Genomic DNA, 24,518 nt, shown 5'->3' with positions numbered 1-24,518 from the left:
GAGAATCTAACGAATATGCGTTTCAGTTGACGGGTGACGATTTCCGACGAGCCCGCTCAGGCAGGCGTCGATGCGCCCCAGGGCGATGGCCCGAACGTGCTCGAGGCGCTCCAGGTCTACCGCGCGGCAGAGGCCGCCATGCGGCGTCGCACCGGCGCTGCGATGGGGCTGGGGGAGAGCGACATCCTCGCCCTCCGCTTCGTACTCGACAACCACGCCGCCGGGCGCGTGACGGCGCCGAAGGACATCACCGAGTACCTCGGCATCTCGAGCGCATCGACTAGCGTGCTGCTGACGAGACTGGAGCGCGGCGGGTTCGTCGAGCGTCGCCCGAGCACCGTCGACCGGCGGTCCATCGAGGTCGTGCCGACGCCGGCGGCCGAAGGCGACACCGGCCCCATGCTCGCCGTCGCCAATGCCCAGATGGCAGATGCCACCCAGGAACTCACCCCTGAGGAGGCCGTCGTCGTGACGAGCTTCCTCTCACGGATGCGGGAGACCGTCGACCGAATCGGCCACCGGGGCAAGGACCCGTCCTAAGCACGTTTCGCAGTCGTTTGTCAACGCATTGCTAGACAAATGAACTAGCGGTCATGATGATCAGCACGACGGGGTCGGTACGACGCCGTCCTCCACCACCACTGAATGGATCATCATGAACCTCCTCGTCATCATCATCGCGATCATCGCCGTCATCCTCCTCCTCACCGGCGGATTCGTGTCGTCGCTCAACTTCCTCCTCTGGGTGGGCATCGTGCTGCTCGTCATCGCTGCAGTCGTCTTCCTGCTGCGCTTCATCACCGGCAACCGCCGCGTCTGAGCGCCCCAGCACTGAACGCCTGCACGATCACATTCGACAGTAAGGAACCTCTATGAGCCTCGGATCAGGCATCGTCCTCTTCATCATCGGCGCGATCCTCGCGTTCGCCGTCAACATCCAGGTGGACTGGGTCGACCTCCACCTCATCGGCTACATCCTGATGATCGCCGGCGTCGTCGGCATCATCCTCGGAATCGTGCTCATCACGCGTCGCCGCACCTCGGTCTCCACGACTCGTTCGGCCGTCGACCCGGCCAGCGGCGAGGCCGTCACCAAGCGGACCTCCGAGAGCGACCCGCTCGTCTGAGCTCGTCTCCACCTCGACAGAAGCCGATGTCCCCGCGCTCAGCGGGGACATCGGCTTCTGTCGTTCCTGTGTGGAGCGGAGCCGGCGTCAGAGCTTGGCGTACCGCGCGCGGAAGAACAGGTACACCGCGTAGAAGATGAGCCCGACGCCAGCTGCGACGAGCACGGCGACGCCGAACGGCAGCTCCACCAGCGACTTGAGCGCGCCATCCAAGCCCGTCGCCTTGCTGGCGTCATGGGTCACAGCGGCGACACCGAAGAGGACGCCGACGATGGCGAGCGCGATTCCCTTGGCGATGTAGCCGACCCGTCCGACGATCAGCGTCACCTTCCCGAGAGTGCCAGCCGGCGGGACGATGTCTTCGGTGAACTTGGCGGTGATGCCCTTGTAGACGAAGTAGCCGCCGATCCCGACGATGACGACTCCGATGAGGAGGATGAGGAAGACGCCACCGGGAGCGGCCAGGATCTTGGCGCTGAACTGCTGATTCGACTGGGAACTGCTCGAGCTTCCGCCGAGAGCGAAGGTCAACGCCGTTCCGGCGAGGGCGAGGTAGACGATGCCCTTGCCGAGTTCCTTCACCACGTGGACGGCGCGCTTGGTGTTCCTGTCGCGCGGCGGAAGCACCGCCGTGACAACCTGCCACGCGCCGAGGGCGACGAAGCCCAGCACGACGAACCACAGCAGGAATACTCCCCCGGGCGCGCCGGAGAGCTGCTGCAGCGCTCCTGACTGGTCGGCCTCCCCACTGTTGCCGACGGCCACACCGATGGCTATCAGGCCGATGAGCAGGTGCAGCACGCCGTTCACGACGAAGCCCAGCCTGGCGAGCACCTTCAGTACGGTGGAGTCCTTCGCGGAGCGGGCCGCGTCCTTCGCTGTCGAGGTCACGGCCTCACTGTACTCAGAGCGAGGCGGATGCCGCCGATTGCGGCATCCACCTTGACACAGCCGTCATTGGGCTACGTGATGCGAGCAACGGACGAGCGCTCCGCAGAGCGTCCACAGACGCGGAAAATGCGTAACGAATTGACCCGATCTCAAACTCGTACAGCCGCATACCATGTAAATGCGATAGATTGATTGAAGTTGTTGTGTTGCGCATTTCTTGTGACCCAAGTCGCGAGCGTGAAAGCGAACTGTGGACACTATGACTTTGAACCCCGAAAGGCGGGGTTCATTGAAGAAGAATGCGAGAAAGACTGTGGCAACTGGCACCGTCAAATGGTTCAACGCGGAAAAGGGCTTTGGTTTCATTGCTCCTGACGACGGCTCTGCCGACGTCTTCGCCCACTACTCGGCCATCGCGTCGAGCGGGTTCCGCTCCCTCGAGGAGAACCAGCGGGTTGAGTTCGAGACGGCACGTGGCCCCAAGGGTCTGCAGGCGGAGAACATCCGTCCCGTCTAATTACGAGACTTCATGAATGAACCCCCTTCGGCCTTCGGATCGGAGGGGGTTCTTCGTTGTCCGAGAAGCGCCACCGTCAGCCGGATCGGCCCGCGGCATCCGTCTAGCCGTGGAGGTCGACGAATGCCTTCAGGAGCCGCCGGGGCACCGTGACGGATGTCTGCGCCAGACGGGCCTGCACCACGTGCAACTCGTGCGCATCGAAGTAGCCGTGGTGCTGGTAGATGGCGGCGCGTGCGGCGAGGTCGTCAGCCGTCACCTCCGGGTGGAATTGCACGGCGTGGAGGTGGGTGCCGAGTCTGAAGGCCTGCACCGGACACGAGGGGGAGCCGGCCAACAGCACGGCACCCGTGGGAAGGGTGTTCACGGCCTCCTTGTGCGCCACGAGGGCGTCGAAGGTGGTCGGCAGGGTCCCGAGCAGCGGGTCGGAGACGCCCGCTGCGGTGAGGGTGATCGGCACGGCCGAGGTCGGTTCGCCGTGCTCGCGTCCGACGGATCCGCCGTAGGCCTGGGCGACCACGCCGATTCCGTAGCAGGTGAACAGCACAGGGAGGCCGTGGTCGACGGATGCCGCCGCGATGACTCGCAGCCCGGATTCGGCACGCCGCTGCGATGAGGTCTTGGCGGCATCCGTCACGCTGAATGGACTGCCACCGACGATCACCCCGGCCACGCCGTCGAGGGCGTCGCCGAGCGGCTCGTCGGCGAGGAGATGCTGCGAGAGAGCGGATGCCGGCAGACCGGTGGCGGCCAGCATGGACTCGTACTCGTCGCGCGCGGCATCGAGCTCTGGCCTGATCGTGACCAGGAGGAATCGGGCTGTCATCGTGCTAGTTCCGACGCTTCTTCCCACGGGAGTTGCGCGCTGCGGCCACCCGGATCTCGGCCGCGGTGCGCTGCTTCTTCGCCGGTTGCGCGGCCTTCTTCTTCGCCTTCGCGGCCTTCGCCTTCGCCTCGGCGGCCTTCTTGGCTTCGGCCGCCTGCTCCCCACTGGAGCCGCGCGAGCTGTTCGAGGTCCGTCCGCGCACGATGCCGATGAATTCCTCGACGTCGGGCGTCGTCGCCGCAGTCGGCCAGACGAGCGCGATCTGCGTGACAGGCGCATCCGTCACGGTGCGGGAGATGACGTCCTTGCGGGCGTAGAGCCTGGCGATGGAGTGCGGCACCACGACGATGCCGACACCGGCGGCGACGAGCTCCATCACCATGTCGCCGTCCATGGCGTCGATGTCATCGACGCGCTTCTCGTCGGCGATGTCGGCGAGGGTGAGCTCGTCGGCTGCTGCGATGGCATGGTCCTTCGGGGCGACCGCGACCGCCACCTCGTCGTAGAGGCGGATGACGCTGAGCCCGGTGTCGTCATCGACGGGCAGACGAGCGATGGCGAGGTCTGCGCGCTGGTCGCGAAGCACGGCGGTCTGCTCGGCCGGCTCGGTGCGGAAGGCCTCCAGCGGGTCACGGGGGTGTCGATCGTTCCAGGCCCTGAGCCACTTCGTGGGCGTGACTCCGGCGACGAAGGCCAGCTTCAGCATGCGAGCGCCTTCCGTTCCGCCGGTGACGGATGCCCCTCCGCCGGTCTCAGGCTATACGCTGGGCACTGTGAGTACCGCACCCGAGACCCCGCAAGACCAGCCGTCCGAGAACGCCCCAGAGCCCGAGACGGAAGCGGCGACTCCGCAGTACGAGTTCCCCGAGCCCAAGCCGAAGCGCCCGAAGAAGACGCAGACGATGAAGCCCGAGACGGCGGCCAAGAAGCTCGGCATCCTGCTGGCGGCGGCTCCCGCCGAGTTCACCGACGTCGAGATCTCGCGCGAGCAGCTCGACGAGTGGGCGGCGAACCCGCCTGCCTGGCTCGAGGAGCTGCGCAAGAACGGACCGCACCCCCGCCCCGTCATGGCCGGAAAGCTCGGCGTCTCGACGTCGGGACTCGCCCGCGCCGGCATCACCGAGGCCCTCACCACGGCCGAGATCAGCGCACTGCTGCAGCAGCCGCCCGCGTGGCTCGTCACCGAGCGTGCGACGCAGGCCGAGGTGCGTGCCGAGCAGGTGCGCGTGAAGGAGCGCGACGCGGAGCGCGCTGCGCGCCGCGCCGCCGACACCTCCCGCTGACGGGCTGACGGCCTGACGGAGCCCGAGCGGCAGCGAGCCGTCAGGCGTACTGCTCCCGCAGGAACCGCGTCAGGTCGCCGAGTTCGGCCTCGGACACCGAGTGGCCCAGCCCCTCGTAGATCCGTTCGGTGAGCGTGGAGTGCGTGGGCAGCCACGCTTGCGTGCGGTCGATGCGGTCGCGTGCGATCACGGCGTCGGCTGTGCCGCGGCCCCAGAACACCGGCGGCGCGACCTCGGCCAGAGCGGCGTCGTTCCCGTTGGGCAGATCAGCGACGAAGCCGGCGAGAACGGCCGCGTAGGCGAAGTCCCCCGGTCGCGCACGCAGCAGCTCGAGCGCCATGGCGCCGCCCTGCGAGAAGCCGAGCAGGCCGACGGATGACGGCGCCACCTCGAGGTCGTCGATCCACGTGAGCAGCGCATCCGTCGCCGCGGTGATGTCGGCCGGAGTGGACGTGAACCCCGACGGAGAGTCGTGGAGGGGGAACCAGGCATTGCCCGGTCCCATCGCGATGGGAGCGCGCAGGGACGCGAGAACGGGTTCGAGCGGCAGATAGGGCGCCAATCCGAAGAGGTCGCCCTCGTGCGAGCCGTAGCCGTGCAGCAGCACGAGCAGAGGCCGGCCAGCGCGGTCGGCCGTACTCGCCGACCAGAGCACCGCACGATCGTCGACCTGGAGCGGGCCTCGTTCGGCTGATTCTTCTGTCATCTCGGTGCCCGTCGTCGGGTCGACGCGGGGAGTGCATCGACGACGTCAATCCTTCCATTGCCGCGGGGTGTTCGGCCCCGTCGACGAGCCGCGTGCAGGCAGCGGTGCCAGAATGGCTGGCATGAGCGTGCGCACCCCCGACCCCAATCCCGGCTGGCTGACGGATGTGGAGCTCGCCGAGACGCGGCGTCGCCTCCCTCTCCTCTACGTCGAGGCCGTGCCCGTGCGCGTCGACGGGATGGGCCAGGTGACGGAGGTCGGAGCGCTGCTGCGGGCCAACTCCGTGGGCGAGATCACGCGCACGCTCGTCACGGGACGCGTCATGTACGGCGAGACCCTGCGGGACGCCCTCTTCAGGCACCTCGAGAAGGACCTCGGCCCGATGGCCTTCCCCCAGCTGCCTCTCAGCCCGGTGCCGTTCACCGTCGCGGAGTACTTCCCCCTGCCGGGGATCTCGGCGTTCACCGATGAGCGCCAGCATGCCGTCTCGCTGGCCTACGTCGTTCCGGTCACGGGTACCTGCGATCCTCGACAGGATGCGCTCGAGATCACCTGGATGACTCCCGTCGAAGCGGCATCCGACGCCATCGTGTCGGAGATGGAGGGAGGGCGCGGCGTGCTGCTCCGCCAGGCGCTCGCCTCGGTCGGTGCCCTGCGCTGACCTCGCCTGACGCTACGGAGTGGCCAGCGGTCGGGTCTACGCCCGGGATTCGGGTCGCAGGCTCTTCAGCACGCTGAACAGTCCCAGGCCGGCGAACAGCACGGCCACGGCGAGATTGATGGCGTAGGTCTGCCACAGCTCGGCAGTCGACAGCGCCGACAGGAACGCCGACCAGAACTCGGATGAGGTGGCGGCGACGAGAGGGTCGAGGCCCATCGTCGTGACGACGTCGGCGGCGACGGCGCCGACGAAGGCCAGCGCCAGGGTCACCAGGATCACGCTGGTGAGCGCCCAGAACGCACCGGTCGTCACGCGGGCGCGCGAGCCCAGCCTGTAGAGCCCGACGGCGCCCCAGGAGATGCCGAAGGCGAGGACCGAGGTGATGAAGCCGTAGCTCCAGAGCAGAACCCATGCGGCGATTCCCACGGGGATGATCAGCAGCGACAGCAGCACGCCACGAGCGACGCGTCCGCGACGTCTCCGTTGCGCGGCGGTCGGGGCGGTGGTCGGGGCGGCGATCGCCGCGGCCGGCTCGGACGGACCGTCGATGGGCGCATCGGCTGACGGGGCGGTGATCGGGTCGGCGACGATGGTCGCCGTCTCGGCATTGGCGGCCGCACCGGCCGCAGGGGTGGGTGCCAGGCCGAAGAAGACGGGCGAGGGGGTGCCCGAGACCGCGGGTACCGGGGCGGGGAGCGGTGCCACCTCCGGCGATGGGCCGTCGAGCACGGCGGTGGCCACAGGCGGTGCGAACGAGCTGAAGCCCGGCGCCTCGGCCGAGTCGATGGGCGTGTGGGCGGCCTCGGCGGCAGGTGCGCTTGCGGCCTCGGCGGCAGGCGCGCTGACCGGCGCTGCGGGAGCGTCCCACGGCGGCGGTGCCCAGGCGGAGGGCGTCGGCTGTGCGGCCTCGGTGGCGGTGTCTGCGACGACGACGGATGCCTGCTCCTCGGGGGCGGCATCCGGCACGGTGACGGTCTTCTCGACAGTGGCCTCGCCAGCGGTGGCCTCGTCGGCGACCTCGTCGGCCCCGACCTCCGGAGCTGCAGGTGCGTCGTCGATGAGCTCGGCGTCGGTGGTTTCGGCGTCGATGGTGTCGGTTACCTCGGCGTCGTCGCGGTCTGCGTCGGCCTCGGAATCGTGGGGCCCAGTCGGTTCGGGCTGCACGGTCTCGGGCATCGCGACCACAACCGGCTCTGCGACCGGCGTGGCGAGGGTGATGGGTTCGGAGACCGGTGCAGACGCGACCGATGATGCACTCGGAGCGTCGACGGCGACGTCGGGATTCGCGTGCCGGCCGCGGGGGCGCACAGCGGGGAGCAGCTCACTCACGTCGGACTCCTTCAGTCGGTCTCGCGTCGACGATGGCGCGGCGGCCGGGTCCGCCGCGGCCATGCTCCCATGAACTCAGGGGGAGGGGGGAGGTCGCGACACGCGGAACGTCCCCGTTCGGGGGGTGCTTTCGGCCGTTCTGGCGGGTGTCTACGGTGCGACAGTCGCGAGGAAGAGCCGAAGCATCCGTTCGGCGTCCACGGCGAGGGCGACCTCGACGCCGACGGTCGACGCCGCCGAGCCGTGCAGCACGTCCTCTCCGGCGGCCTCGCGCCGGTCCACGACGGTCTGCCCGCGAGAGTATCCGGAGAGCTCGACGCGCACCGGGCGCACCTGCGTGCCGACGGCCTCCGGATCGACGATCGCGCACACGGCGCCGGCATCGCCGATGAGCCCCGAGTAGTCGCCGGCGGCCTTGACACGATTGCCGAGAAGCTCGCCGACGACCCGGCCGCCGATGTCAGCGCGGGCAGCGAGGGCCCTGGCGGTCTCGAACGGCACGGAGACGTGGTTGAACACGTCGAGGCCGTACATGTAGCAGGGCACTCCGGAGTCGAGCACGATGGCTGCCGCCTCCGGATCGTGCCAGACGTTGAACTCGGCCACCGCGGTGGCGTTCCCCACGCTCGCCGAGCCGCCCATGAAGACGATGCGCTCGATGTGCGGGATGACCTCGGGGTGGGTCCGCAGCAGGAGGGCGAGGTTGGTCTGCGGCGCGAGCGCGACGAGCGTCAGCGGCACGGTGCTCTCGAGCAGCAGTCGCCGCATCAGGCCGACCGCCCCCTCGGGCGTCGGCTGGCGGGCGGATGCCGCGAGCTCGACACCGCCCAGACCATCGGCGCCGTGCACCTGCGTCGCCGAGCGCGCGGCCTCGATCAGCGGGCGCCGTGCGCCAGCCGCCACGGGAATGTCGGGCGCACCCGCGGCGTCGAGGATCCGCAGGGTGTTCGCGACGACCTGCTCGAGTCCGGCGTTGCCCGCGACGCAGGTGATGCCGCGTACGTCGATGTCGGGGTGGGCGACGGCGAACAGGATGGCGAGGGCGTCATCGACTCCGGTGTCGACGTCGAGGATGACGGCGGTGCCCATGCTCTAGCGGACGAGCCGGATCTCGTGGATGATCTCGCCGAGGAACGGCTCGTCATGCGAAGCGCCGTCGGCGGTGAAGCCGTTGCGCTCGTAGAAGTGGATGGCGTGCGTGTTCGCCTCGGGCACCCACAGGTAGGCAGGGCCCTCGGGGATGACGGCGTCGAAGAGCTGCTGCCCGATCCCGTGACCGTGCCAGGCGTCGAGGAGGTGGATGAAGAACAGCTCGCGCTCTCGCGGGGCGTCATCGTCGCGGGCCGGACCGGAGCCGGCGAAGCCGACGATCTCGTGGTCGACGAGGGCGGCGACGTGCGTGTACGACTCGCCCTGGTTCATCCAGTGCGTCCACAGTTCGGCCATGCGACGCGGCGACAGGTTCTCGAGCACGGCGGTGCTCACGAGGGTGTCGTAATCCTCGTGCCAGCAGGTCGCGTGAACTCGCCCCAGCATCTCGGCGTCGACGTCGCGGACGGGGCGAACAACTACTTCGGTGCTCATGGAATGAGACTAGAGCGGCGTCCAGCCAACACGAAATCGGCCCCCTCCGTCCTGAGGTCAGCGACCGACCACGAAGAACGCGCGGCCCCTCCCGAGGGAGGAACCGCGCGTTCGTGGGAGAGAAGGACTAGCCCTGGGCGCGACGCGGGCCGCGGCCCTGCGAGTTCGACCGCACGACGCTGCCGACGGTCAGGCCGCCGGAGCGACCCGAACCGGAGCGTCCGCCGCCGGAGCCGCCGGTGCCGCCCGAGCGACCGGAGCCGCCGGTCGCAGCGCCGGAGCGCGAGCGCCCCTGGCCCTGCTCGGAGGAACGCGAACGGCCGGCGCCGGAGCCCTGCTCGGCCGGGCGACCGGAACGGTCGCGGCGCGGACGAGCCGCTGCATCCGTTCCGCCCGTGCGCTCATCGCGGTTGGCGCGCTTTCGCTGGGCGTTGGCGCCCTGCGAGCGACCGCCGCCACCCTGCTGCTGGGCAGCGGCGCGGGGAGCGGGCTTGACGTAGGCGGCGACGTCGCCGACGAGGGCGGAGACGGCTGCCGACTCGTGGGTGACCTGCTGCGGCTTCACCTGGATGGCGGCCTTGCGCATGAGCTGCTCGACGTCGCGCTTCTGTCCGGGGGTGATGACGGTGACGACGTCACCCTCGCTGCCGGCGCGGGCGGTACGGCCCGAGCGGTGCAGGTACGCCTTGTGCTCCATGGGCGGGTCGACGTGCACAACCAGCTCCACGTTGTCGACGTGCACGCCGCGCGCTGCGACATCCGTCGCCACGAGAACCCGGGCCGAGCCCTCGGAGAACGCGGCGAGGTTGCGGTCGCGCTGCGGCTGCGACAGGTTGCCGTGCAGGTCGACCGAGGGGATGCCGGAGTCGGTGAGCTGCTTGGCCAGCTTCTTGGCGTGGTGCTTGGTGCGCATGAAGAGGATGCGGCGACCGGTGCCGCTGGCGAGGGTCTCGACGAGGCGCTTCTTGGCGTCGAGGTCGCTGACCTCGAAGACGTGGTGGGTCATGGCGGCGACGGGGGAGTTGGCCTCGTCGACGGAGTGCATGATCTCGTTGTGCAGGTAGCGCTTGACGAGCTTGTCCACGCCGTTGTCGAGAGTCGCGGAGAACAGCATGCGCTGTCCGCTCTGCGGCGTCTTGTCCATGATGCGGGTGACGACGGGCAGGAAGCCGAGGTCGGCCATGTGGTCGGCCTCGTCGAGGACGGTGATCTCGACGGCATCGAGGGTGATGAAGCCCTGCTTCATGAGGTCCTCGAGGCGGCCGGGGCAGGCCACGACGATGTCGACGCCGGCGTTCAGCGCGTCGACCTGGCGCTTCTGGTTGATGCCACCGTAGATGGTGGTGCTCTTCAGTCCGTACGCGTCGGCGAGGGGCTCGATGACCGCGGTGATCTGGGTGGCGAGCTCACGGGTCGGAGCGAGCACGAGGGCGAGCGGGCGCCCGGCACGGCGACGGCCGCCGGAGAGCTCTCCGCCGAGGCGGGCGACGAGCGGGAGCGAGAACGCGAGCGTCTTGCCCGAGCCGGTCTTTCCGCGGCCGAGCACATCGCGGCCCTTCAGGGTGTCGGGCAGGGTGTCGACCTGGATGGGGAAGGCGGTGGCCTTCTCCTGCTTGGCGAGCACGGCGACGAGCGGTGCGGGAACGCCGAGCGAGGCGAACGTTGTGGTGTTGTCAGTCAAGGGAGGTGCCTTTCAGGCTGCTCTGAACGCGATCGATCGCATCGAAAGCGACGGCGCTTCGTTCAGAAGTGTGGCGAAGGTGCCAGTGGGCACATCCGTTCGCCGTATGAATTGTCGATCGCTGGATGCAGCGGGGCGGATGGGCCCGGCGCGCATCGCAAAGAAAGCGTTCTACGACGCAGGGAACGCAGCAATACGTTCGCAAGTTGTTCCACTCTAGCGGATCCGTCCTGACGACGCGCTGGGAGCGCCGGGGCTCCCCGTTCGCGACCGTCACCCGAACGCGGGTGACCCGGCTCTGCACGCGCTCGAAAGTGCGCGTAGCTCGGCAGAAAGAGGCGAGGATCCCTCAATACTGCATAAGTACGGCCGTGGCGCGCCGTAATTCAGCGTTCTCCCCGGCGCGTCGAATCGCATTTGTGGCGTCGGGAGTTCGATTCGTGGCAGCATCTAACTGCGCTCATCACCCTTACGGGTGTAGCGGGGGCTCCCCTGTCCGTTCGGGTCGGACCAGGGTGAGCCCCATTTTTCTGCCCGCGACAGGCCGCGCTTTCTGCCCGCGAGACGCCATCGTCTAGCGGGAGTAGAGCTCGCCCACCGGGATGGGTGTGGTGACGGTGTTGCCCGGCTGGGCGAGCGGGCATTCCCACGACGGGTCGTAGGCGCACGACGGGTTGTACGCGAAGTTGAAGTCGAGCACGAGGGTGTCGTCGCCTGCACCCGGGCCGAGGTCGGCACCCTTGATGGTGTCGAGGAGATACCGCCCGCCGCCGTAGGTTCCGCCGGGCTGGCCGGCGAGGCCGTCGCGGACGGGGAGGAACAGGCCGCCGCCGTAGCCCGTGTGCCGCCAGACGTCGAGCGTGCCGACATAGGGCAGGCGCACGGTGCCGACCAGCGCGAACGTGACGACGCCGTCGGTGCCGGTCTCGACCGAGAGCCGATGCGGCTCCTCGGTTCGGCGCACCTCCAACTCGAATCGCCAGTCGGGGTCGTATGGCGCGACAGGGAGTCCGGTGAAGGCGGATCGGTCATCGGGAAGCAGCGGGGACGACGGATGCCCCGCGAAGAGTTCGTCGCGGCCCGAGCGCCACAGCTCGTGACCGGCAGCCGGGTCGTGCACGCTCAACTGCCGCACACCGGCGTAGAGACCGAAGACGCGACGACGCCAGTCGGTCACCTGAAGAGCACCCAGAGTCGACCCCATGCCGCCACGCTAACCCTCGACGTGGCGAGAGTGTCGGATGCGTGCACCAGAATCGGAGTCGTGGCGATCAGATTCTGGCTCGGAGTGGTGCAGCGCGATCACGTGCTGCACGGTGTCGCGCAGGGCATCGCCCAGTTCAATCACGGCTCGAAGGCCGACGTGTCGCGCCTCAGGGAGGCCGACGGCCTCATCTACTACTCGCCGAGGGTCAGCTTTCCCGACGGTGATGTGCTGCGCGAGTTCACGGCTCTCGGCCGGGTCGCCGACGACAGCGTCTATCAGGCGGCCGACGGCCAGATGACCACCGCCACGGGTGACACGTTCCGGCCCTGGCGCCGACGCATCGACTACGACCGCGAGGCGCATGCCGTGTCGATCCGCCCCTTGGTCGGAACGCTCGACTTCACCACGTCATCGCCGAACTGGGGTTATCAGCTCCGGCGCGGCCTCATCGAACTGAGCCGCCACGACTTCGACGTCATCAGGGCGCAGATGCGAGCGCCGTCGTACCGCTGACCGCCCAGGGGTCAGCTGACGCTCAGTGGACGATCTCGGCGTCCACTCCGATGTCGTACGCCCACGTCGGGGCGAGCTGCCTCAGCCGAAGTCCCCGCCACTGCCAGAACACCCAGGTCGGGTACCAGGCCACTGCCGACAACGCGCCGGCGCTGAACTCCAGCCGATCCCTGTAGAGCGTCCCGCCCGAACCGGCCGGATCGGGCGAGATCGCCATCCGGTGGTTCCAGTGAGTGATGCCTGCCATCACGCCGCTCCGCCCGCCTCCGCCGTCCTTCAGCATCCGCACGCCGTCGGGCAGGCCGCCCGGGAAGCTGAGGTCGATGACCTCCTCGCCCACAGGAATCGCGCCGAGCGCCAGCGCGTCGACTCGATGGGGTCCGGCAGGCCACACGGTCGGAAAGCCGCCGTCCTCGAGGGAGTCGAAGCCCAGCCAGGGAGCCGCGACCTCGCGCAGCACGGCGGGGCTGCGGATCGCCCGCCACGCTGCGTCGGGGTCGCAGTCCAGTACGAGCTTCAGCATCACCTTCATGGCCGCAAGCGTAGGCCGCCGTCATCCGGCATGCGAGGGCTTGCGCCGTTGCCTACGATGGCGGAGTGACCGACGCCGCACCCAGCCCCCTCTCCCAGTCCAAGTACCAGGTGCGGTTCGATTGGGGCCGCTCCGGCGCCGTGCGCATCGGGGCTGATGCCGACATCATCGTCTGGGTCGACGTGCTGGGCGGAGCCGATGACGGCGCCCCCACATCCCTCTTCGCCGAGCTCCCGCAGGCCGAGTTCGTCGAGGGTGGGCTGACGGATGCCGCCGTCGTCGCCGCACGGGTGCTCGAGCTGCAGGTCCAGCTCGGCCGCCGTGTGTTCATCGGCGTCGTCGCAGCCGGAGCGCGGCAGGACGGGAGAACGACCGACGAGGTCGCGGCATCCGACGCCCTCCGCTTCAGCGTCGAGGACCTCCTCGGTGCCGGGGCCGTCATCGACGCTCTCGCCGCAGTCGGGCTCGACTACTGCTCACCCGAGGCCGCAGCGGCCTGTGCCGCCTTCACAGGCCTGCGCGGAGCGGTCGCGCACCTCGCCACGGCCTCGGCCGGCGCCCAGGAACTCATCGCGGCCGGAGTCGCCACCGCCGACATCAGGCGCGCAGCGGCGCTCGGTTCTTCGGACGAGCTGCGGATGCTGCGGACCTACCCGGCCTGAGCCGCCCGGAACTTGCGCACTTTGGCGCGGTTTCCGCAGCGCTGCATCGAGCACCAGCGGCGGGTTCCGGCCCGGGACGTGTCGACGTAGACGAGAGCGCAGTCCTCGGCCGCGCACTCGCGCACGCGCCCGACGGCATCGGCGGAGAAGACCGAGACGGCATCGCGGGCGAGGGTGGCGAAGGCCTGGTTGGTGCTCGTGGTCTGTCGGCCGGCCCGGCGTGACCCGCCCTCGAGCGCCGGGGGGATGTCGGGTGTCGCGGCGAACAGGTTGACGGCGTCGACGTCGCGCGGATCGAAGGCCTCGCGCCGACTGGCCCGCACGGTGAGGCGGCCGATGGCGTCGCGCAGCATTATGCCGTCGGTGAGGTGACGCGGGTGCACGATGCCGTCGCTGTCGGGGAAGCGCGTGAGGATCCAGGCGGCCAGATCCTCGGGGGAGTGCAGCTGCTCCCACTCGGGATGCCCGAGGCCCAGGTCGCCGGTGTAGGCGAAGTCGAGCGACGGAGCGCCGGAGTCGAACCACCACGGCTTGCCGTCGCGGGTCGTGAACCACTGCCCCGTGGGAACGCTGGGTGAGGCAGGGGCGGCGGCTGTGGTCGATGGCACGAAACCACGGTAGTCGGTTACGGAGCCTGTTCCGGTCGCCGAGGTCCGGACGAAGTCCGCGACCGAGCTGCAGCCGGAGGGAACCCTACTCGGCCGCTGCCGCGGCCGCGCGTCGTCGGGCGGCAGCGCTGATGTCGCGGCGAGACCAGCTGATCACGTTGGCCTGGTTGAACCCGCGCGAGCACAGTCCGCACGACAGTTGGCGCGCGGGCTCCCGATAGCGGAAGTGCGCGTGACCGGCCGGGCAGACCCCCACCCACGGCGCGAGCTCGTGTGCGATCTCACCGTCGTGGGTGCGACGGCCCTCATAGCCCAGGTCGCGCGCGATCGAGAGCCACCGGGCGCCGTGGGCGGCGCGGGCCCCGGCGATGGCGTGGGCCACCTCGTGCAGCAGCACCTGGTGGATCTCGTCGTCGTCGTAGCGTGCGGCCAGATAGCGGGAGACCGTGATGCGCTTCTCCGTGAAGTTGCAGAGGCCGGCTCGCTTCTTCGCGTTGTCGAAGCCGAATGACCACACAGTGGGGTCGAGGTGCAGCGCGATGAGCGCGTTCGCCCACACCTTCACCCGATCGAGTTCGGCCATGGGATGAGGATAAACCCGCCGACCGACACGATCGACGCCGTCTCCACAGGTCAGGAGACCGGACCGAGGCCCACCTGCAGCAGCCGATCGTCTCCGTCGCGGGCGTCGCCCCGGCCGTCGGTGTTGTTGGTGATGAACCAGAGAGTCCCGTCCGGACCGGGCACCACGTCGCGGATGCGCCCGTAGGCACCCTCGAACGCAGCCGCGGGCGCACGTCCGGAGTCCGGCCAGACGGTCCACAGGCGCTCGCCGCGGAGGGAGGCCAGGAAGAGCGTGTCACTCACGATGGCGAGACCGCTGGGGCTCGCATCCGTCGTCGCCCACTGCTGCACGGGATCGACGAAGGCCGGGTCGCCTGCAGCCCCCTCGACGACGGGCCAGCCGTAGTTCGACCCCGGGGTGATCAGGTTGAGCTCGTCCCACGTGTTCTGACCGAACTCACTGGCCCACATCCGCCCTCGGGAGTCCCAGGCGATGCCCTGCGGATTGCGGTGCCCGAGACTCCACACCAGGGTGCCGAAGGGGTTGCCGTCAGGCACGCCGCCTGTCGGAGTCATCCGCAGGATCTTGCCGTTCAGCGACCCCGGGTCCTGAGATCTGCCTCCGTCGCCGGCGTCTCCGGCCGTGGCGTAGAGCATGCCGTCCGGGCCGAACGCGATGCGGCCGCCGTCGTGATTGCCCGCCTTCGCGATGCCGTCGAGCACGGGCTCGGGGGCGCCGAGGCCGAGCGATCCCGCCGCGCCCGAGAGCGGCATCCGTACGATCCTGTTGTCGTCTGCAGCGGTGAAGTACGCATAGATCCAGACGGATGCCGCATCCTCCAGCGCGGCCAGCCCGAGCAGTCCGCCCTCGCCGTTCGGCACGACATCGGCCACCTGGCCGACCAGACGGGTGCTGCCGTCGGAGAGGAGCTCGAGCACGTTCGCCGTATCCCGTTCGCTGATGAGCGTCGCACCGTTCGCCAGTCTGAGGATCGACCACGGGGCGTCGAGCCCGGAGGCGAGTTCGACGGGCTCGCCGGTCACCTGCACGGGCTGCAGCACCGGATCCGGTGTCGAGGTGCCCGTCGGTCGCGGGGCGGCCGACGAGGCAGGGGGCGATGGACTGGGCGCGCGCGACGGACCTCCTCCGGGACTGCACGCCGCGAGGGTGGCGGCCAGGACCGCGGCCGTGCCGAGGGCGAGAGCGACCGCGGCGCCGTGCGTCCGTGTCGTCATCGCTGCCTCCCACCTCCAGTCTGCGGGTCGCGCCCCCGCAACGCGAGTGGCCAGAATGGAAGGCGTGAGCGACATCATCGATCTCAACTGCGATCTCGGCGAGGGCGTCGGCGATGACGCCGCGCTGTTCCCGCTCATCACCAGCGCCAACATCGCCTGCGGATTCCACGCGGGAGATGCCGAGACGATCGCCGAGAGCTGCCGCCTCGCCGTGCTGAACGGCGTGGCCATCGGGGCGCATCCGTCGTACAACGACCGGGAGGGTTTCGGGCGCCGGGCGCTGGAGGTCGACGATGCCACGCTTCTCGTCGAGTGGTCGGTTCAGATCGACGCCGTCCGAGTCGCCGCGGCCGAGGCAGGCGGAGTACTGGCCTACGTGAAGCCGCACGGCGCGCTCTACAACCGCCTGCAGGTCGACGATCACCTGGCCCGGCTGTTCAGCTCGAAGATGGCCCGCGCGAACAGCGGCGACATCGATGTCGCCCTCCTCGGCCTGCCCGACAGCGCTCTCGAGCGGGCGTCCACCCGTGAGGGCATCGACTACGTCCCCGAGGCTTTCGCCGACCGCGCGTATCTCCCCGACGGTTCACTCGCGCCGCGCTCGCTTCCGGGAGCGCTCATCGCCGACGTCGATCTCGTCGCCGAGCGCGCCGTTGCGATCGCCACCGGTCGCGGCATCCGGGCCATCGACGGCAGTCGCATCGCGATCCGTGCCTCGTCGCTGTGTCTGCACGGCGACACCCCCGGAGCGCCGGCGCTCGCCGCAGCCGTGCGCGAGGCACTCGCCGACGCGAACGTCGACATCAGGTCGTTCGCATGAGCCCCGCGGATGCCTCGACCCGTGTGGCCCCGATCGTCCCTCGCTTCCTGCCTATGGGCGATCGCGCGCTCCTCATCGAACTCGACTCGCTCGACGCCGTCCTCGCGCTGCACGCGGCGCTGCAGCACGGGCGACCGAGCGGAGTCATCGACCTGGTTCCGGCGGCCCGCACCGTGCTCGTCACCGTCGATCCCGCGCAGCTGTCCCTCTCCGAGGCGAGGCGCTGGGTCGACCGGGCGGCGGAGGCACCACCCGCCGACGTCGCCGTGGAGCGGACGGAGCCCGTCGTCATCCCCGTGCGCTACGACGGCCCCGACCTGGTTTCGCTGGCCGCCGTGCTGGGCCTGCAGCCCGCCGAGCTCGTCGCCCGCCATCAGGCCGCCACCTGGCGCGTCGCGTTCAGCGGCTTCGCCCCGGGCTTCGGCTATCTCGTGAGCGCCGACTGGCCTCACGACGTGCCGCGGCTCGCCAGCCCCCGCACGCGCGTTCCGGCCGGGTCGGTCGGCCTCGCCGGCGAGTTCGGCGGTATCTATCCGCGCAGCAGCCCGGGTGGCTGGCAGCTCATCGGAACCACCGAGACCGTGCTGTGGGACACCGCTGCCGCGCCACCGGCTCTTCTCGTCCCGGGTGGCACCGTGCGCTTCGAGGCCGTGCCATGACGACGAGCATCACCGTCGTCGACGCCGGACCCCTCAGCCTCGTGCAGGATCTCGGGCGGCCCGGTTTCGCCCACCTCGGCGTGGGAGCGTCGGGGGCCCTCGATCGCGGTGCCCTCAGGCTCGCCAATCGCCTGGTCGGCAATCCCGAGGGTGCTCCCGGCATCGAGGTCACCCTGGGCGGCCTCAGGCTGCGCGTCGGGGACCCGATCTGGTTCGCCGTGACAGGCGCGTGGGGGCCGGTGCTGCTCGACGGGCGCCGCATCAGCCTCGACGACGCCCGGCGGGCGGCATCCGGCAGCGTGATCGAATTCGGCACGGCGGAGCACGGCCTGCGTTACTACCTCGCCGTGCGGGGCGGTCTCAAGACGGATGTCGTGCTCGGCTCGTCCTCGACCGACACGCTGTCGGGGCTCGGGCCGGCCGCGCTCGCAGCGGGCGACGTGCTCGGTGTCGGCGACACCGCAACCGCCCCGATTCCCGCGCTCGACCCACTCACCCTCTGGGCGCCCACCGACGGTGCCGTCGACATCCAGGCGCACCCGGCTCCGCGCGCCGACGGCTTCACTCCGGCGGCAGTCGCGGCGTTCTTCGAGGAGGAGTGGTCAGTCTCGGCCGACTCGAATCGCATCGGCCTGCGCCTCACCGGTCCGGTGCTCGCCCGCCGAGGAGACGACGAACTCCCGAGCGAGGGCATGCTCGCGGGATCGGTGCAGGTTCCGCCATCCGGCCAGCCGACGGTGCTGCTCGCCGATCATCCAGTGACGGGCGGCTACCCCGTGATCGCCGTGGTGACGGATGCGTCCCTGGACGCCTTCGCCCAGCTGAGGCCTGGCCAGAAGGTGCGATTCCGGCACGCCCGGTGACCCGTCACAACGCGGCGGTCGGGCGGCGTCGCCGATCCATCAGCACGTAGAACGCCACGTAGGCGACGAGTGAGAACCCGATGCCGATCGTGAACGCCCACGCTGCCGGATGCTCCCACACCAGGTCGTCGCGTCGCACCACGAGCGCGATCACGATGAACACCAGGCTCACGATCTGCGCCTGGAATACCCAGCGGAAGGCGCTCCACCTGCCGTCGGTCAGCATCCAGATGTTGACGGTGCCCGGCAGCGTGAGCACGGCTCCCACCACCCGGGCCGTGAGCGGCGTGACCTCCCACGCCCACGCGCCGATCAGCAGATTCGGGAAGGCGAACAGCACGGCGCCCGTGATGAACGCGAGAACGCCCACGACGACGAGAAGCGCGCGTACCGCACCCGGGATCACCGTGTCGATCTCGTCCGGCGTCTTCGGGTCGGTGCGACGGTTGAGCAGCCCGGCCACGAGCACGAGCACCGGAGTCGTGACGTAGAGCGTCACCCAGGTGATGAACGAGATGTGGCCGAAGTGGAACTTGTCCCAGTGCAGGAAGGTCGCAATGCTCAACAGCGTGGCGAACACGAAGACGGCGGGCAGGCCGTGACTGATGCGGTGCCACTTCTTCACCCGCAGCACCTGGGTGAAGAACCAGATGCCGCCCACATAGGCGGATCCCAGGAACATCGCGGTGATATCGGGGGTGATGGTCCAGGCGAACGTCTGTTCCGTGCTGCCGGGGAGGAGGTACAGCAGCACGCTCGCCACGACCAGGAACGGGATGATCGCGAGCGATAGCCACCACGTGAACGGCAGGATGCGATCGTCGGGAACGGATGCCGAGACCGCGGGCCGCGCGTCGTCGGAGCGTCCGTGGCGCTGGTCGCGTGTCACGACGCGGCCTCCGGCGCGAGCGCGTAGGCGGTGGCCGTCTCGGAGCTCATCCGCTCTCCCTCGGCGACGGCTGCTGCGAGGGTGTCGGCGGCATCCGATCCCCGCAGCGGCGCGAGGTACGCCTCGTGGAAGCTGAATGTGGGCGCGTTGTAGAGACCGCTGCGTTCCCGCAGGGATGTGGCTGCACCGGCGAGCCGACCGGCGCGCTCGACGTCCCCGGCTGCTGCGGCGATGGCCGCAAGGCCCTCGAGTCCGTAGGCCACCCCCTCGTCGTGCCCGAGCCCGGCCGACACCGTCAGGCTCCGCTCGAAGCAGTGCCGGGCATGGTCGATCGCCCCGAGCAGCAGGTGCGCCCATCCGAGGTGATGCAGTGCGATCGCCATGCCGAGGTCGTCGCGCTCGGACTCGGCCAGGGCGAGGCTCTCCTCGAACCTGTTGAGGGCGGCGTGCTCCTTGCGCGCGAGCAGGGCGACGCGACCGAGGGTGACCAGCGCCATGGCCTCTCCCCAGCGGAAATGGGCGTCGCGGAACTGCCCGAGGCTCGTCTCCAGGGCCTCGTCGGCCCTCACAGGGTCGGGTTCCCGAGCTGAGAGCAGGGCGAGAGCGAGCGAGATGAGCGCGAGCGCAGACCCCGACGGGTCGCCGGAGCTGCGGAACAGCTCGGCGCTCTCGGAGAGTCCCGGCACGACGACCTCATCGGGGTCCTGCCAGAACACGATCGCGCGGGTGTAGTACAGCGCAGTCGCCCGGGTCACGTCGGAGATGGCGGCGTCCGTCCGAAGGAGCTCAGCCATCAGTCCGCGCACCTCGCCGAGATGGCCGTCGACCCACCAGAAGATGTACAGGTTCCACGCGAAGCGGGCCGCGGCGTCGAATTCTCCGGCGTCGATCAGGTACCGGATGGCCGCCCTCAGGTTGTCGTACTCTCGAGCGAGCCGGCGCACGCTCTCCGCCTGCAGCCGTCCGGTGAGTGCCGAGCTCATCTCCTCGCTCAGCGAACGGTAGTACTCGGCGTGCGCACGCCGAGCCGCCTCCAGCGTTCCATCGGCCTCGAGCCGTTCCAGCGCGTACTCCCGCACCGTGGTGAGCAGGGAGAACAGCGATACGTCATCGCGCTCGCGCTGTCGCACGAGGCTGCTGTCGACGAGGGCGCCCAACAGCAGCAGCACGTCCGCGTCGCCACCCATCTCGGCGTGCACGGCCTCGGCAGCGTCGAGGGAGAAGTCGCCCGCGAACACGCCGAGCTGAGCCAGCAGGCCGTTCTCCGCCTCGCCGAGCAGTCTCGTGCTCCACTCGATGGTCCCGCGCAGGGTGCGCTGGCGCTCCGGCAGGTCGCGCACCCCCTCCACGAGCAGGGGCAGCTGGCGGTCCAGGCGCTTCAGCATCGCCTTCGGCCCGAGCACCCGCGCGCGGGCGGCCGCGAGTTCGAGGGCGAGCGGCACGCCATCGAGCGCCCTGCAGATTCCGGCGACCGCCGCCGCGTTGCCCGGCGTCAGTTCGAAGTCAGGCTTGACCGCTCGCACCCGCGCGACGAAGAGCGCGACGGACGGCACGGCGAGGAGCCGAGGCAGGTCGTCGACGTCGTCGGCATCCGGAACCGCCAGTGGGGCCAGTTCGACGGCGTGCTCGCCCGAGACCCGCAGCAGTGATCGGCTGGTGACGAGGAAGCTGAGTCCGGGGATCTCGGAGAGGAACGTCGACAGGAGCGGTGCCGCATCGAGCACCTGCTCGAAGTTGTCGAGCACGAGCAGGCTTCGCCGACCTCCGAGGGCCATGGTGACCTTGTCGGCGAGGGGGGCGTCCCCGGTGTCGCGCACCCCCAGCGCCTGGGCCATCGCGGCGATCACGAGTGCCGGTTGGGTGGCCGATGCGAGGTCGACGAACGCGACGTGGCCGTCGAACCGGTCCTGCAGGCGCTCGGCGGCGTCGATCGCGACCCGGCTCTTGCCGATCCCTCCCGGCCCGATGATCGTCACCAGCCGTGCTCCGGCCGTGCCGATGAGGTCCACCAGCTCATCGACCTCGCGTCGACGGCCGATCAGCTCCGTCAGGGGAGACGGAAGCCTGGTGAGGCGTGTCTCGGGAGGCGGCGTCGCGCCACCCGGAGACGGAGCCCTGCTGGCATCGAAGCGCTCGGCGAGCATCGTCGCGAGGTCGCCTCGCAGATACTCGCCGAGCTCGTCGGCGGTGCTGAAGGACTTGTACGAGGCCGTGTCATCGGAACGGATGCGGTCGAGCAGCGCAGTCAGACGCGGTTCCCGTGCCGACGAGTGCCTGATGTAGATGAGCTTGGGCATCGCGGTCGGCGCGAGGTTGTACTCGTCCTCGAGGCCCGACACCTCCTCGTCGGGCGCGACCCAGCCGTACCGCTCCCAGTACAGGCCGACGAAGACGTCGCTCTGCTCGAGGTAGGCCCGGTAGAGGTCACGAGGCGGATGCGGTCGCGCGCCGAGCTCGAACATGACCGGCGCCATCCGCAGCTCCTCGATCGCGGAACGGGCGGCACGGCGCTCGGCCGCCAACTCCTGGAGGGTGGAACTCACGAAGACACGCAGTCGCTGATCGGGTGTGCGGATGCGTCCCGCTCTGGGTGTCATGCAGCACAGTCTGTTCTCGGTGAACCCGTCGCGTCCAGAGTCGAGGGCGCCAGGCGTGCTGAGTACACTCCTGTGTGACAGCGGAACATCCTGATCGGCCACGCCTCAGGAGGCGTCATGGATACGCAACGGAACGCGACACCCGAGCCCGTGATCCTGCTCGGCATCACCGATGCTGCAGCACGCGCCGACGTCGTGCGCGAGATCGAGCGCCGGTACGCGGGTGACTACAGGGTCGTGACGGCGGAGACGACGGATGCCGCTGCCAACGCTCTCCGCGACATCGCAGCGGCGGGCCGGACAGTGGCGCTGCTTCTCAGCGATGCGGTGTCGCCGCCCGCGCCGGGCGAGCCCAGCCTGTTCGCCCTGGCCCGGGCGCTGTTCCCCGAGGTGCGGCGGTGCCTGCTCATCGAGTGGGGCAGCTGGGACGAGCCCGCCGTCGCCGACGCCGTCTACCGCCTGATGTCGGCGCTCGAGATCCACTACTACGTCGTGCGCCCCCTGCGCTCGCCGGAGGAGGCGTTCCACCGGCGCATCACCGAGTTCCTGCTCGAATGGCAACGAGCCGAGGTGGTGGCCTCCACCGCGGCGTCGGTCACGGTGATCGGGGCGTCGGCACAGCCGCGCACGCACCAGGTCGTCGCCCAGCTCGCCCGGTTCGGCATCACCCACACGGTGGAGGAGCCGGATGCCTCATCGACGAGCCCGGCATCCGTCGTCGTGCGGCTGGTCGACGGACGCGCCGTGGTCGACCCGACCGACACCGAGCTCGCCCGGGCGTTCGCCTTCAGCACCGACGTGCCGGCCGAGCAGGTCGACGTCGCCGTCATCGGTGCAGGACCGGGTGGCCTCGCCGCCGCCGTCTATGCGGCATCCGAGGGCCTCAGCACGCTCGTCGTCGAGCGAGGCCCCGTGGGCGGGCAGGCCGGGTCGAGCTCGCTCATCCGCAACTACCTCGGCTTCGAGCGCGGCGTCTCGGGAGCGGACCTCGCCCAGCGTTCGTACCAGCAGGCCTGGGTCTTCGGCGCCCGCTTCGCCTTGACCCGCGAGGCGGTGGGCCTCGAGATCACCGACGACGGGTTCCGGGTCGCCGTCGCTCCCGATGAGACCGTGCTCGCGCGATCCGTCGTGCTCGCGACGGGGGTGACGTACCGACGACTCGACGTGGGATCGCTGTCGCCGTACGTCGGGACGGCCGTCTTCTACGGTGCGGCGGCCGTGGAGGCTCGGGCGCAGACCGGTCGCATCGTGCACGTGGTGGGCGGCGGCAACTCCGCCGGACAGGCCGCGTTGCACCTCGGTCGCTACGCGGAGTCGGTGACCCTGATCATTCGGGGGCGCGAGCTCGCCGACAGCATGTCGGCGTACCTCGTGCAGCAGTTGGAGGAAGCCGGCGTGCGCATCCGCACGCAGGCGCGGGTCGTCGGAGGCGGCAGCTCCGCCGACCGTGCCGACAGGCTCGACCACATCCTGCTGCGCGACGTCGCGACGGGGCGTGACGAGAAGGTGCGCAGCGATGCCCTGTTCATCACGATCGGCGCGAGCCCGCACACGGCCTGGCTTCCCGATGCCGTGCTCCGCGACCGGTGGGGTTTCGTCATTACCGGCGACGAGGTGCTGACCGAGGGCGGCCGGAGGGCGTGGCCGCTCGAGCGACCTCCACGGCAGGGCGAATCCTCGGTGCCGGGGCTGTTCGCCGTCGGCGACGCGCGCCGCGGCTCCGTGAAACGCGTGGCCTCGGCTGTCGGCGAGGGCTCCGTGGTCGTCTCGGCGGTGCACGCCGTGCTCGCCGAGCGCGCATCGGGGCGCTGAGCGCACCCGCGCCCGGTGATGGCTGGCGTCAGCGCCCGCCCGGCTTCGTCAGGAAGATCGAACGTGCCGGCGGAGGCGAGGGGATGGCTGTGGCATCCGTCACGATCGGAGCCCCCGCGATGAAGTTCTCGAGCTCCCGCCCGCTCACCAGCTTGGCGTGGGCCGGATCGGCGGCCAGCAGGCGCGGCATCCGATCGAACGGCAGCTCGGCCTCCGAGGCGAACATCACGACGTTCCCGAACCGCTTGGCCTTGAGCATCTGCGTGTCCGTGGCGATGGCCACATGCGGGAACACGCTCTGCAGCGTCGAGGCCTGCCCGCGGGCGAAGGCGAGGCCGGCGCCGTCGGCCACGTTCACGGCGACGATTCCGGATGCCGACAGCAGGGGAGCGATGAGACCGTAGAACTCGCGGCTGGTCACGTGGGCGGGGGTGCGGGCGCCCGAGAAGATGTCGACCACCACCAGGTCGACCGACCCGTGCAGCCCGCTCGGCAGCTTGGCGAGCACCTCGCGGGCGTCGCCGTGCCGGATGCGCAGCTGGGCGTTCCGCGGCAGCGGCAGGTTCTCCCGCACGAAGTCGACGAGGTCGCTCTCGAGCTCCACGGCCTGCTGACGCGAGCCCGGCCGTGTCGCGGCCACGTAGCGGGGGAGGGTGAGCGCGCCGCCGCCCAGGTGCACGGCCGTGATCGGTTGCCCTTCGGGGGCGACGAGGTCTATGGCGTGACCGATGCGGCGCACGTACTCGAAGTGCAGCACCTCCGGGTGCTCGATGTCGACGCTCGACTGGGGAGTGCCGTCGACGACGAGGGTCCAGACGCCGGGTTCGTGGCGGTCCTCGTCGAGGCGAGCGGTGAAGCCGCTGGCCGAGAGGGTGCGAGTCGGGGCCGAACTGTCATCCCGAGTGGCGCGCATCCCTCAAAACTACCGCTCGCCGAGGCCCTGCCGGAGGC

General features: G+C 69.9%; 28 protein-coding genes. 12 read left to right on the top strand and 16 right to left on the bottom strand.

From position 1 onward, the window contains the following. Positions 1-33: 33 nt before the first annotated feature. The 3 genes from E4M00_RS02925 to E4M00_RS02920 all read left to right on the top strand — a co-directional run bounded on the left by E4M00_RS02925 (position 34) and on the right by E4M00_RS02920 (position 1,127). A complete protein-coding gene (locus E4M00_RS02925) occupies positions 34-540 on the top strand; it encodes a MarR family winged helix-turn-helix transcriptional regulator (RefSeq protein ID WP_240036804.1) in 507 nt (168 codons plus the stop codon). Between the two features lie 115 nt (positions 541-655). Next, positions 656-820 (top strand): hypothetical protein, encoded by a 165-nt coding sequence (locus tag E4M00_RS17775; RefSeq protein ID WP_167756795.1) that lies wholly within the window; start codon positions 656-658, stop codon positions 818-820. 52 nt (positions 821-872) lie between these two features. Then, on the top strand, positions 873-1,127 hold the full coding sequence (locus E4M00_RS02920; protein WP_056165619.1) for a DUF6458 family protein: 255 nt from the start codon (positions 873-875) through the stop codon (positions 1,125-1,127). Positions 1,128-1,214: 87 nt separating this feature from the next. On the opposite strand, the gene E4M00_RS02915 is transcribed toward E4M00_RS02920, so the two are convergent. Continuing rightward, a complete protein-coding gene (locus tag E4M00_RS02915; protein ID WP_240036803.1) occupies positions 1,215-2,018 on the bottom strand; it encodes a DUF1206 domain-containing protein in 804 nt (267 codons plus the stop codon). 313 nt (positions 2,019-2,331) lie between these two features. Between E4M00_RS02915 and E4M00_RS02910 the strand changes: the two genes are divergently transcribed. After that, complete coding sequence (locus tag E4M00_RS02910; RefSeq protein WP_055821513.1) at positions 2,332-2,535, top strand: cold-shock protein; 204 nt, start codon at positions 2,332-2,334, stop codon at positions 2,533-2,535. A gap of 103 nt (positions 2,536-2,638) precedes the next feature. Here the strand turns inward: E4M00_RS02910 and E4M00_RS02905 are convergent, their stop codons facing one another. Together E4M00_RS02905 and E4M00_RS02900 are read right to left on the bottom strand one after the other, a co-directional pair. Next, on the bottom strand, positions 2,639-3,361 hold the full coding sequence (locus E4M00_RS02905; RefSeq protein WP_135118987.1) for a glutamine amidotransferase: 723 nt from the start codon (positions 3,359-3,361) through the stop codon (positions 2,639-2,641). A gap of 4 nt (positions 3,362-3,365) precedes the next feature. After that, positions 3,366-4,067, bottom strand: coding sequence for a LysR family transcriptional regulator substrate-binding protein (locus tag E4M00_RS02900; RefSeq protein WP_135118986.1), 702 nt, complete (start codon positions 4,065-4,067; stop codon positions 3,366-3,368). A 196-nt stretch (positions 4,068-4,263) separates the two neighbouring features. Here E4M00_RS02900 and E4M00_RS02895 point away from each other — a divergent pair, with 196 nt between their 5' ends. Further along, the gene (locus E4M00_RS02895) at positions 4,264-4,644 is read left to right on the top strand and encodes a DUF5997 family protein (protein WP_135119211.1); all 381 of its coding nucleotides are present in this window, start codon (positions 4,264-4,266) and stop codon (positions 4,642-4,644) included. Positions 4,645-4,684: 40 nt separating this feature from the next. Here the strand turns inward: E4M00_RS02895 and E4M00_RS02890 are convergent, their stop codons facing one another. Further along, positions 4,685-5,350: an alpha/beta hydrolase gene (locus E4M00_RS02890; RefSeq protein ID WP_135118985.1), complete on the bottom strand. Its 666-nt coding sequence runs from the start codon at positions 5,348-5,350 to the stop codon at positions 4,685-4,687. 121 nt (positions 5,351-5,471) lie between these two features. Between E4M00_RS02890 and E4M00_RS02885 the strand changes: the two genes are divergently transcribed. Beyond that, a complete protein-coding gene (locus E4M00_RS02885) occupies positions 5,472-6,011 on the top strand; it encodes an NUDIX hydrolase family protein (protein ID WP_055908706.1) in 540 nt (179 codons plus the stop codon). A 36-nt stretch (positions 6,012-6,047) separates the two neighbouring features. On the opposite strand, the gene E4M00_RS02880 is transcribed toward E4M00_RS02885, so the two are convergent. From E4M00_RS02880 to E4M00_RS02860, 5 genes are all read right to left on the bottom strand, one after another. Next, positions 6,048-7,340 carry a hypothetical protein gene (locus E4M00_RS02880; RefSeq protein ID WP_135118984.1) on the bottom strand — a complete coding sequence of 431 codons (1,293 nt, stop codon included), beginning with the start codon at positions 7,338-7,340 and terminating at the stop codon, positions 6,048-6,050. A 150-nt stretch (positions 7,341-7,490) separates the two neighbouring features. Further along, positions 7,491-8,429, bottom strand: coding sequence for a nucleoside hydrolase (locus E4M00_RS02875; RefSeq protein WP_135118983.1), 939 nt, complete (start codon positions 8,427-8,429; stop codon positions 7,491-7,493). 3 nt (positions 8,430-8,432) lie between these two features. Next, a complete protein-coding gene (locus E4M00_RS02870; RefSeq protein WP_056165637.1) occupies positions 8,433-8,924 on the bottom strand; it encodes a GNAT family N-acetyltransferase in 492 nt (163 codons plus the stop codon). Between the two features lie 127 nt (positions 8,925-9,051). Next, on the bottom strand, positions 9,052-10,605 hold the full coding sequence (locus E4M00_RS02865) for a DEAD/DEAH box helicase (protein ID WP_135118982.1): 1,554 nt from the start codon (positions 10,603-10,605) through the stop codon (positions 9,052-9,054). A 574-nt stretch (positions 10,606-11,179) separates the two neighbouring features. Then, complete coding sequence (locus E4M00_RS02860; protein WP_135118981.1) at positions 11,180-11,809, bottom strand: DUF1684 domain-containing protein; 630 nt, start codon at positions 11,807-11,809, stop codon at positions 11,180-11,182. Positions 11,810-11,869: 60 nt separating this feature from the next. Here E4M00_RS02860 and E4M00_RS02855 point away from each other — a divergent pair, with 60 nt between their 5' ends. Beyond that, positions 11,870-12,325 (top strand): EVE domain-containing protein, encoded by a 456-nt coding sequence (locus E4M00_RS02855; RefSeq protein ID WP_240036802.1) that lies wholly within the window; start codon positions 11,870-11,872, stop codon positions 12,323-12,325. A gap of 22 nt (positions 12,326-12,347) precedes the next feature. On the opposite strand, the gene E4M00_RS02850 is transcribed toward E4M00_RS02855, so the two are convergent. Then, the gene (locus E4M00_RS02850; RefSeq protein WP_135118980.1) at positions 12,348-12,857 is read right to left on the bottom strand and encodes a hypothetical protein; all 510 of its coding nucleotides are present in this window, start codon (positions 12,855-12,857) and stop codon (positions 12,348-12,350) included. A gap of 65 nt (positions 12,858-12,922) precedes the next feature. Here E4M00_RS02850 and E4M00_RS02845 point away from each other — a divergent pair, with 65 nt between their 5' ends. After that, complete coding sequence (locus E4M00_RS02845) at positions 12,923-13,519, top strand: hypothetical protein (RefSeq protein ID WP_135118979.1); 597 nt, start codon at positions 12,923-12,925, stop codon at positions 13,517-13,519. Here the strand turns inward: E4M00_RS02845 and E4M00_RS02840 are convergent. The 3 genes from E4M00_RS02840 to E4M00_RS02830 all read right to left on the bottom strand — a co-directional run bounded on the left by E4M00_RS02840 (position 13,507) and on the right by E4M00_RS02830 (position 15,927). Next, positions 13,507-14,127, bottom strand: a complete 621-nt coding sequence (locus tag E4M00_RS02840; RefSeq protein ID WP_135118978.1) for a CGNR zinc finger domain-containing protein — start codon at positions 14,125-14,127, stop codon at positions 13,507-13,509. The two genes, E4M00_RS02845 and E4M00_RS02840, sit on opposite strands and share 13 nt — an antisense overlap. Before the next feature lie 85 nt (positions 14,128-14,212). Further along, positions 14,213-14,710 carry a SprT-like domain-containing protein gene (locus tag E4M00_RS02835; protein ID WP_135118977.1) on the bottom strand — a complete coding sequence of 166 codons (498 nt, stop codon included), beginning with the start codon at positions 14,708-14,710 and terminating at the stop codon, positions 14,213-14,215. Positions 14,711-14,760: 50 nt separating this feature from the next. After that, positions 14,761-15,927 carry a PQQ-dependent sugar dehydrogenase gene (locus tag E4M00_RS02830; protein WP_135118976.1) on the bottom strand — a complete coding sequence of 389 codons (1,167 nt, stop codon included), beginning with the start codon at positions 15,925-15,927 and terminating at the stop codon, positions 14,761-14,763. A 55-nt stretch (positions 15,928-15,982) separates the two neighbouring features. On the opposite strand from E4M00_RS02830, the gene E4M00_RS02825 reads away from it, so the two are divergent. The 3 genes from E4M00_RS02825 to E4M00_RS02815 are packed head-to-tail and all read left to right on the top strand — an operon-like array spanning position 15,983 to position 18,269. After that, on the top strand, positions 15,983-16,747 hold the full coding sequence (locus tag E4M00_RS02825) for a LamB/YcsF family protein (RefSeq protein ID WP_135118975.1): 765 nt from the start codon (positions 15,983-15,985) through the stop codon (positions 16,745-16,747). Positions 16,748-16,800: 53 nt separating this feature from the next. Continuing rightward, entirely contained in the window at positions 16,801-17,406 is a 606-nt protein-coding gene (locus tag E4M00_RS02820; RefSeq protein WP_240036799.1) for a 5-oxoprolinase subunit B family protein, read from the top strand. After that, positions 17,403-18,269, top strand: coding sequence for a 5-oxoprolinase subunit C family protein (locus tag E4M00_RS02815; RefSeq protein WP_135118973.1), 867 nt, complete (start codon positions 17,403-17,405; stop codon positions 18,267-18,269). The genes E4M00_RS02820 and E4M00_RS02815 overlap by 4 nt, the downstream gene beginning before the upstream one ends. A gap of 4 nt (positions 18,270-18,273) precedes the next feature. Here the strand turns inward: E4M00_RS02815 and E4M00_RS02810 are convergent, their stop codons facing one another. Beyond that, on the bottom strand, positions 18,274-19,158 hold the full coding sequence (locus E4M00_RS02810) for a hypothetical protein (protein WP_240036797.1): 885 nt from the start codon (positions 19,156-19,158) through the stop codon (positions 18,274-18,276). Further along, a complete protein-coding gene (locus E4M00_RS02805; RefSeq protein ID WP_135118972.1) occupies positions 19,155-21,755 on the bottom strand; it encodes an ATP-binding protein in 2,601 nt (866 codons plus the stop codon). The genes E4M00_RS02810 and E4M00_RS02805 overlap by 4 nt, the downstream gene beginning before the upstream one ends. Positions 21,756-21,872: 117 nt before the next feature. On the opposite strand from E4M00_RS02805, the gene E4M00_RS02800 reads away from it, so the two are divergent. After that, positions 21,873-23,567 (top strand): NAD(P)/FAD-dependent oxidoreductase, encoded by a 1,695-nt coding sequence (locus tag E4M00_RS02800; protein ID WP_135118971.1) that lies wholly within the window; start codon positions 21,873-21,875, stop codon positions 23,565-23,567. 28 nt (positions 23,568-23,595) lie between these two features. Here the strand turns inward: E4M00_RS02800 and E4M00_RS02795 are convergent, their stop codons facing one another. Further along, positions 23,596-24,480, bottom strand: coding sequence for a spermidine synthase (locus tag E4M00_RS02795; RefSeq protein ID WP_135118970.1), 885 nt, complete (start codon positions 24,478-24,480; stop codon positions 23,596-23,598). Positions 24,481-24,518 lie beyond the last annotated feature (38 nt).

The sequence above is a fragment of the Orlajensenia leifsoniae genome (genome assembly GCF_004570845.1).
Lineage (GTDB): Bacteria > Actinomycetota > Actinomycetes > Actinomycetales > Microbacteriaceae > Orlajensenia > Orlajensenia leifsoniae.
This window is presented reverse-complemented; position numbering and strand designations above follow the sequence as displayed.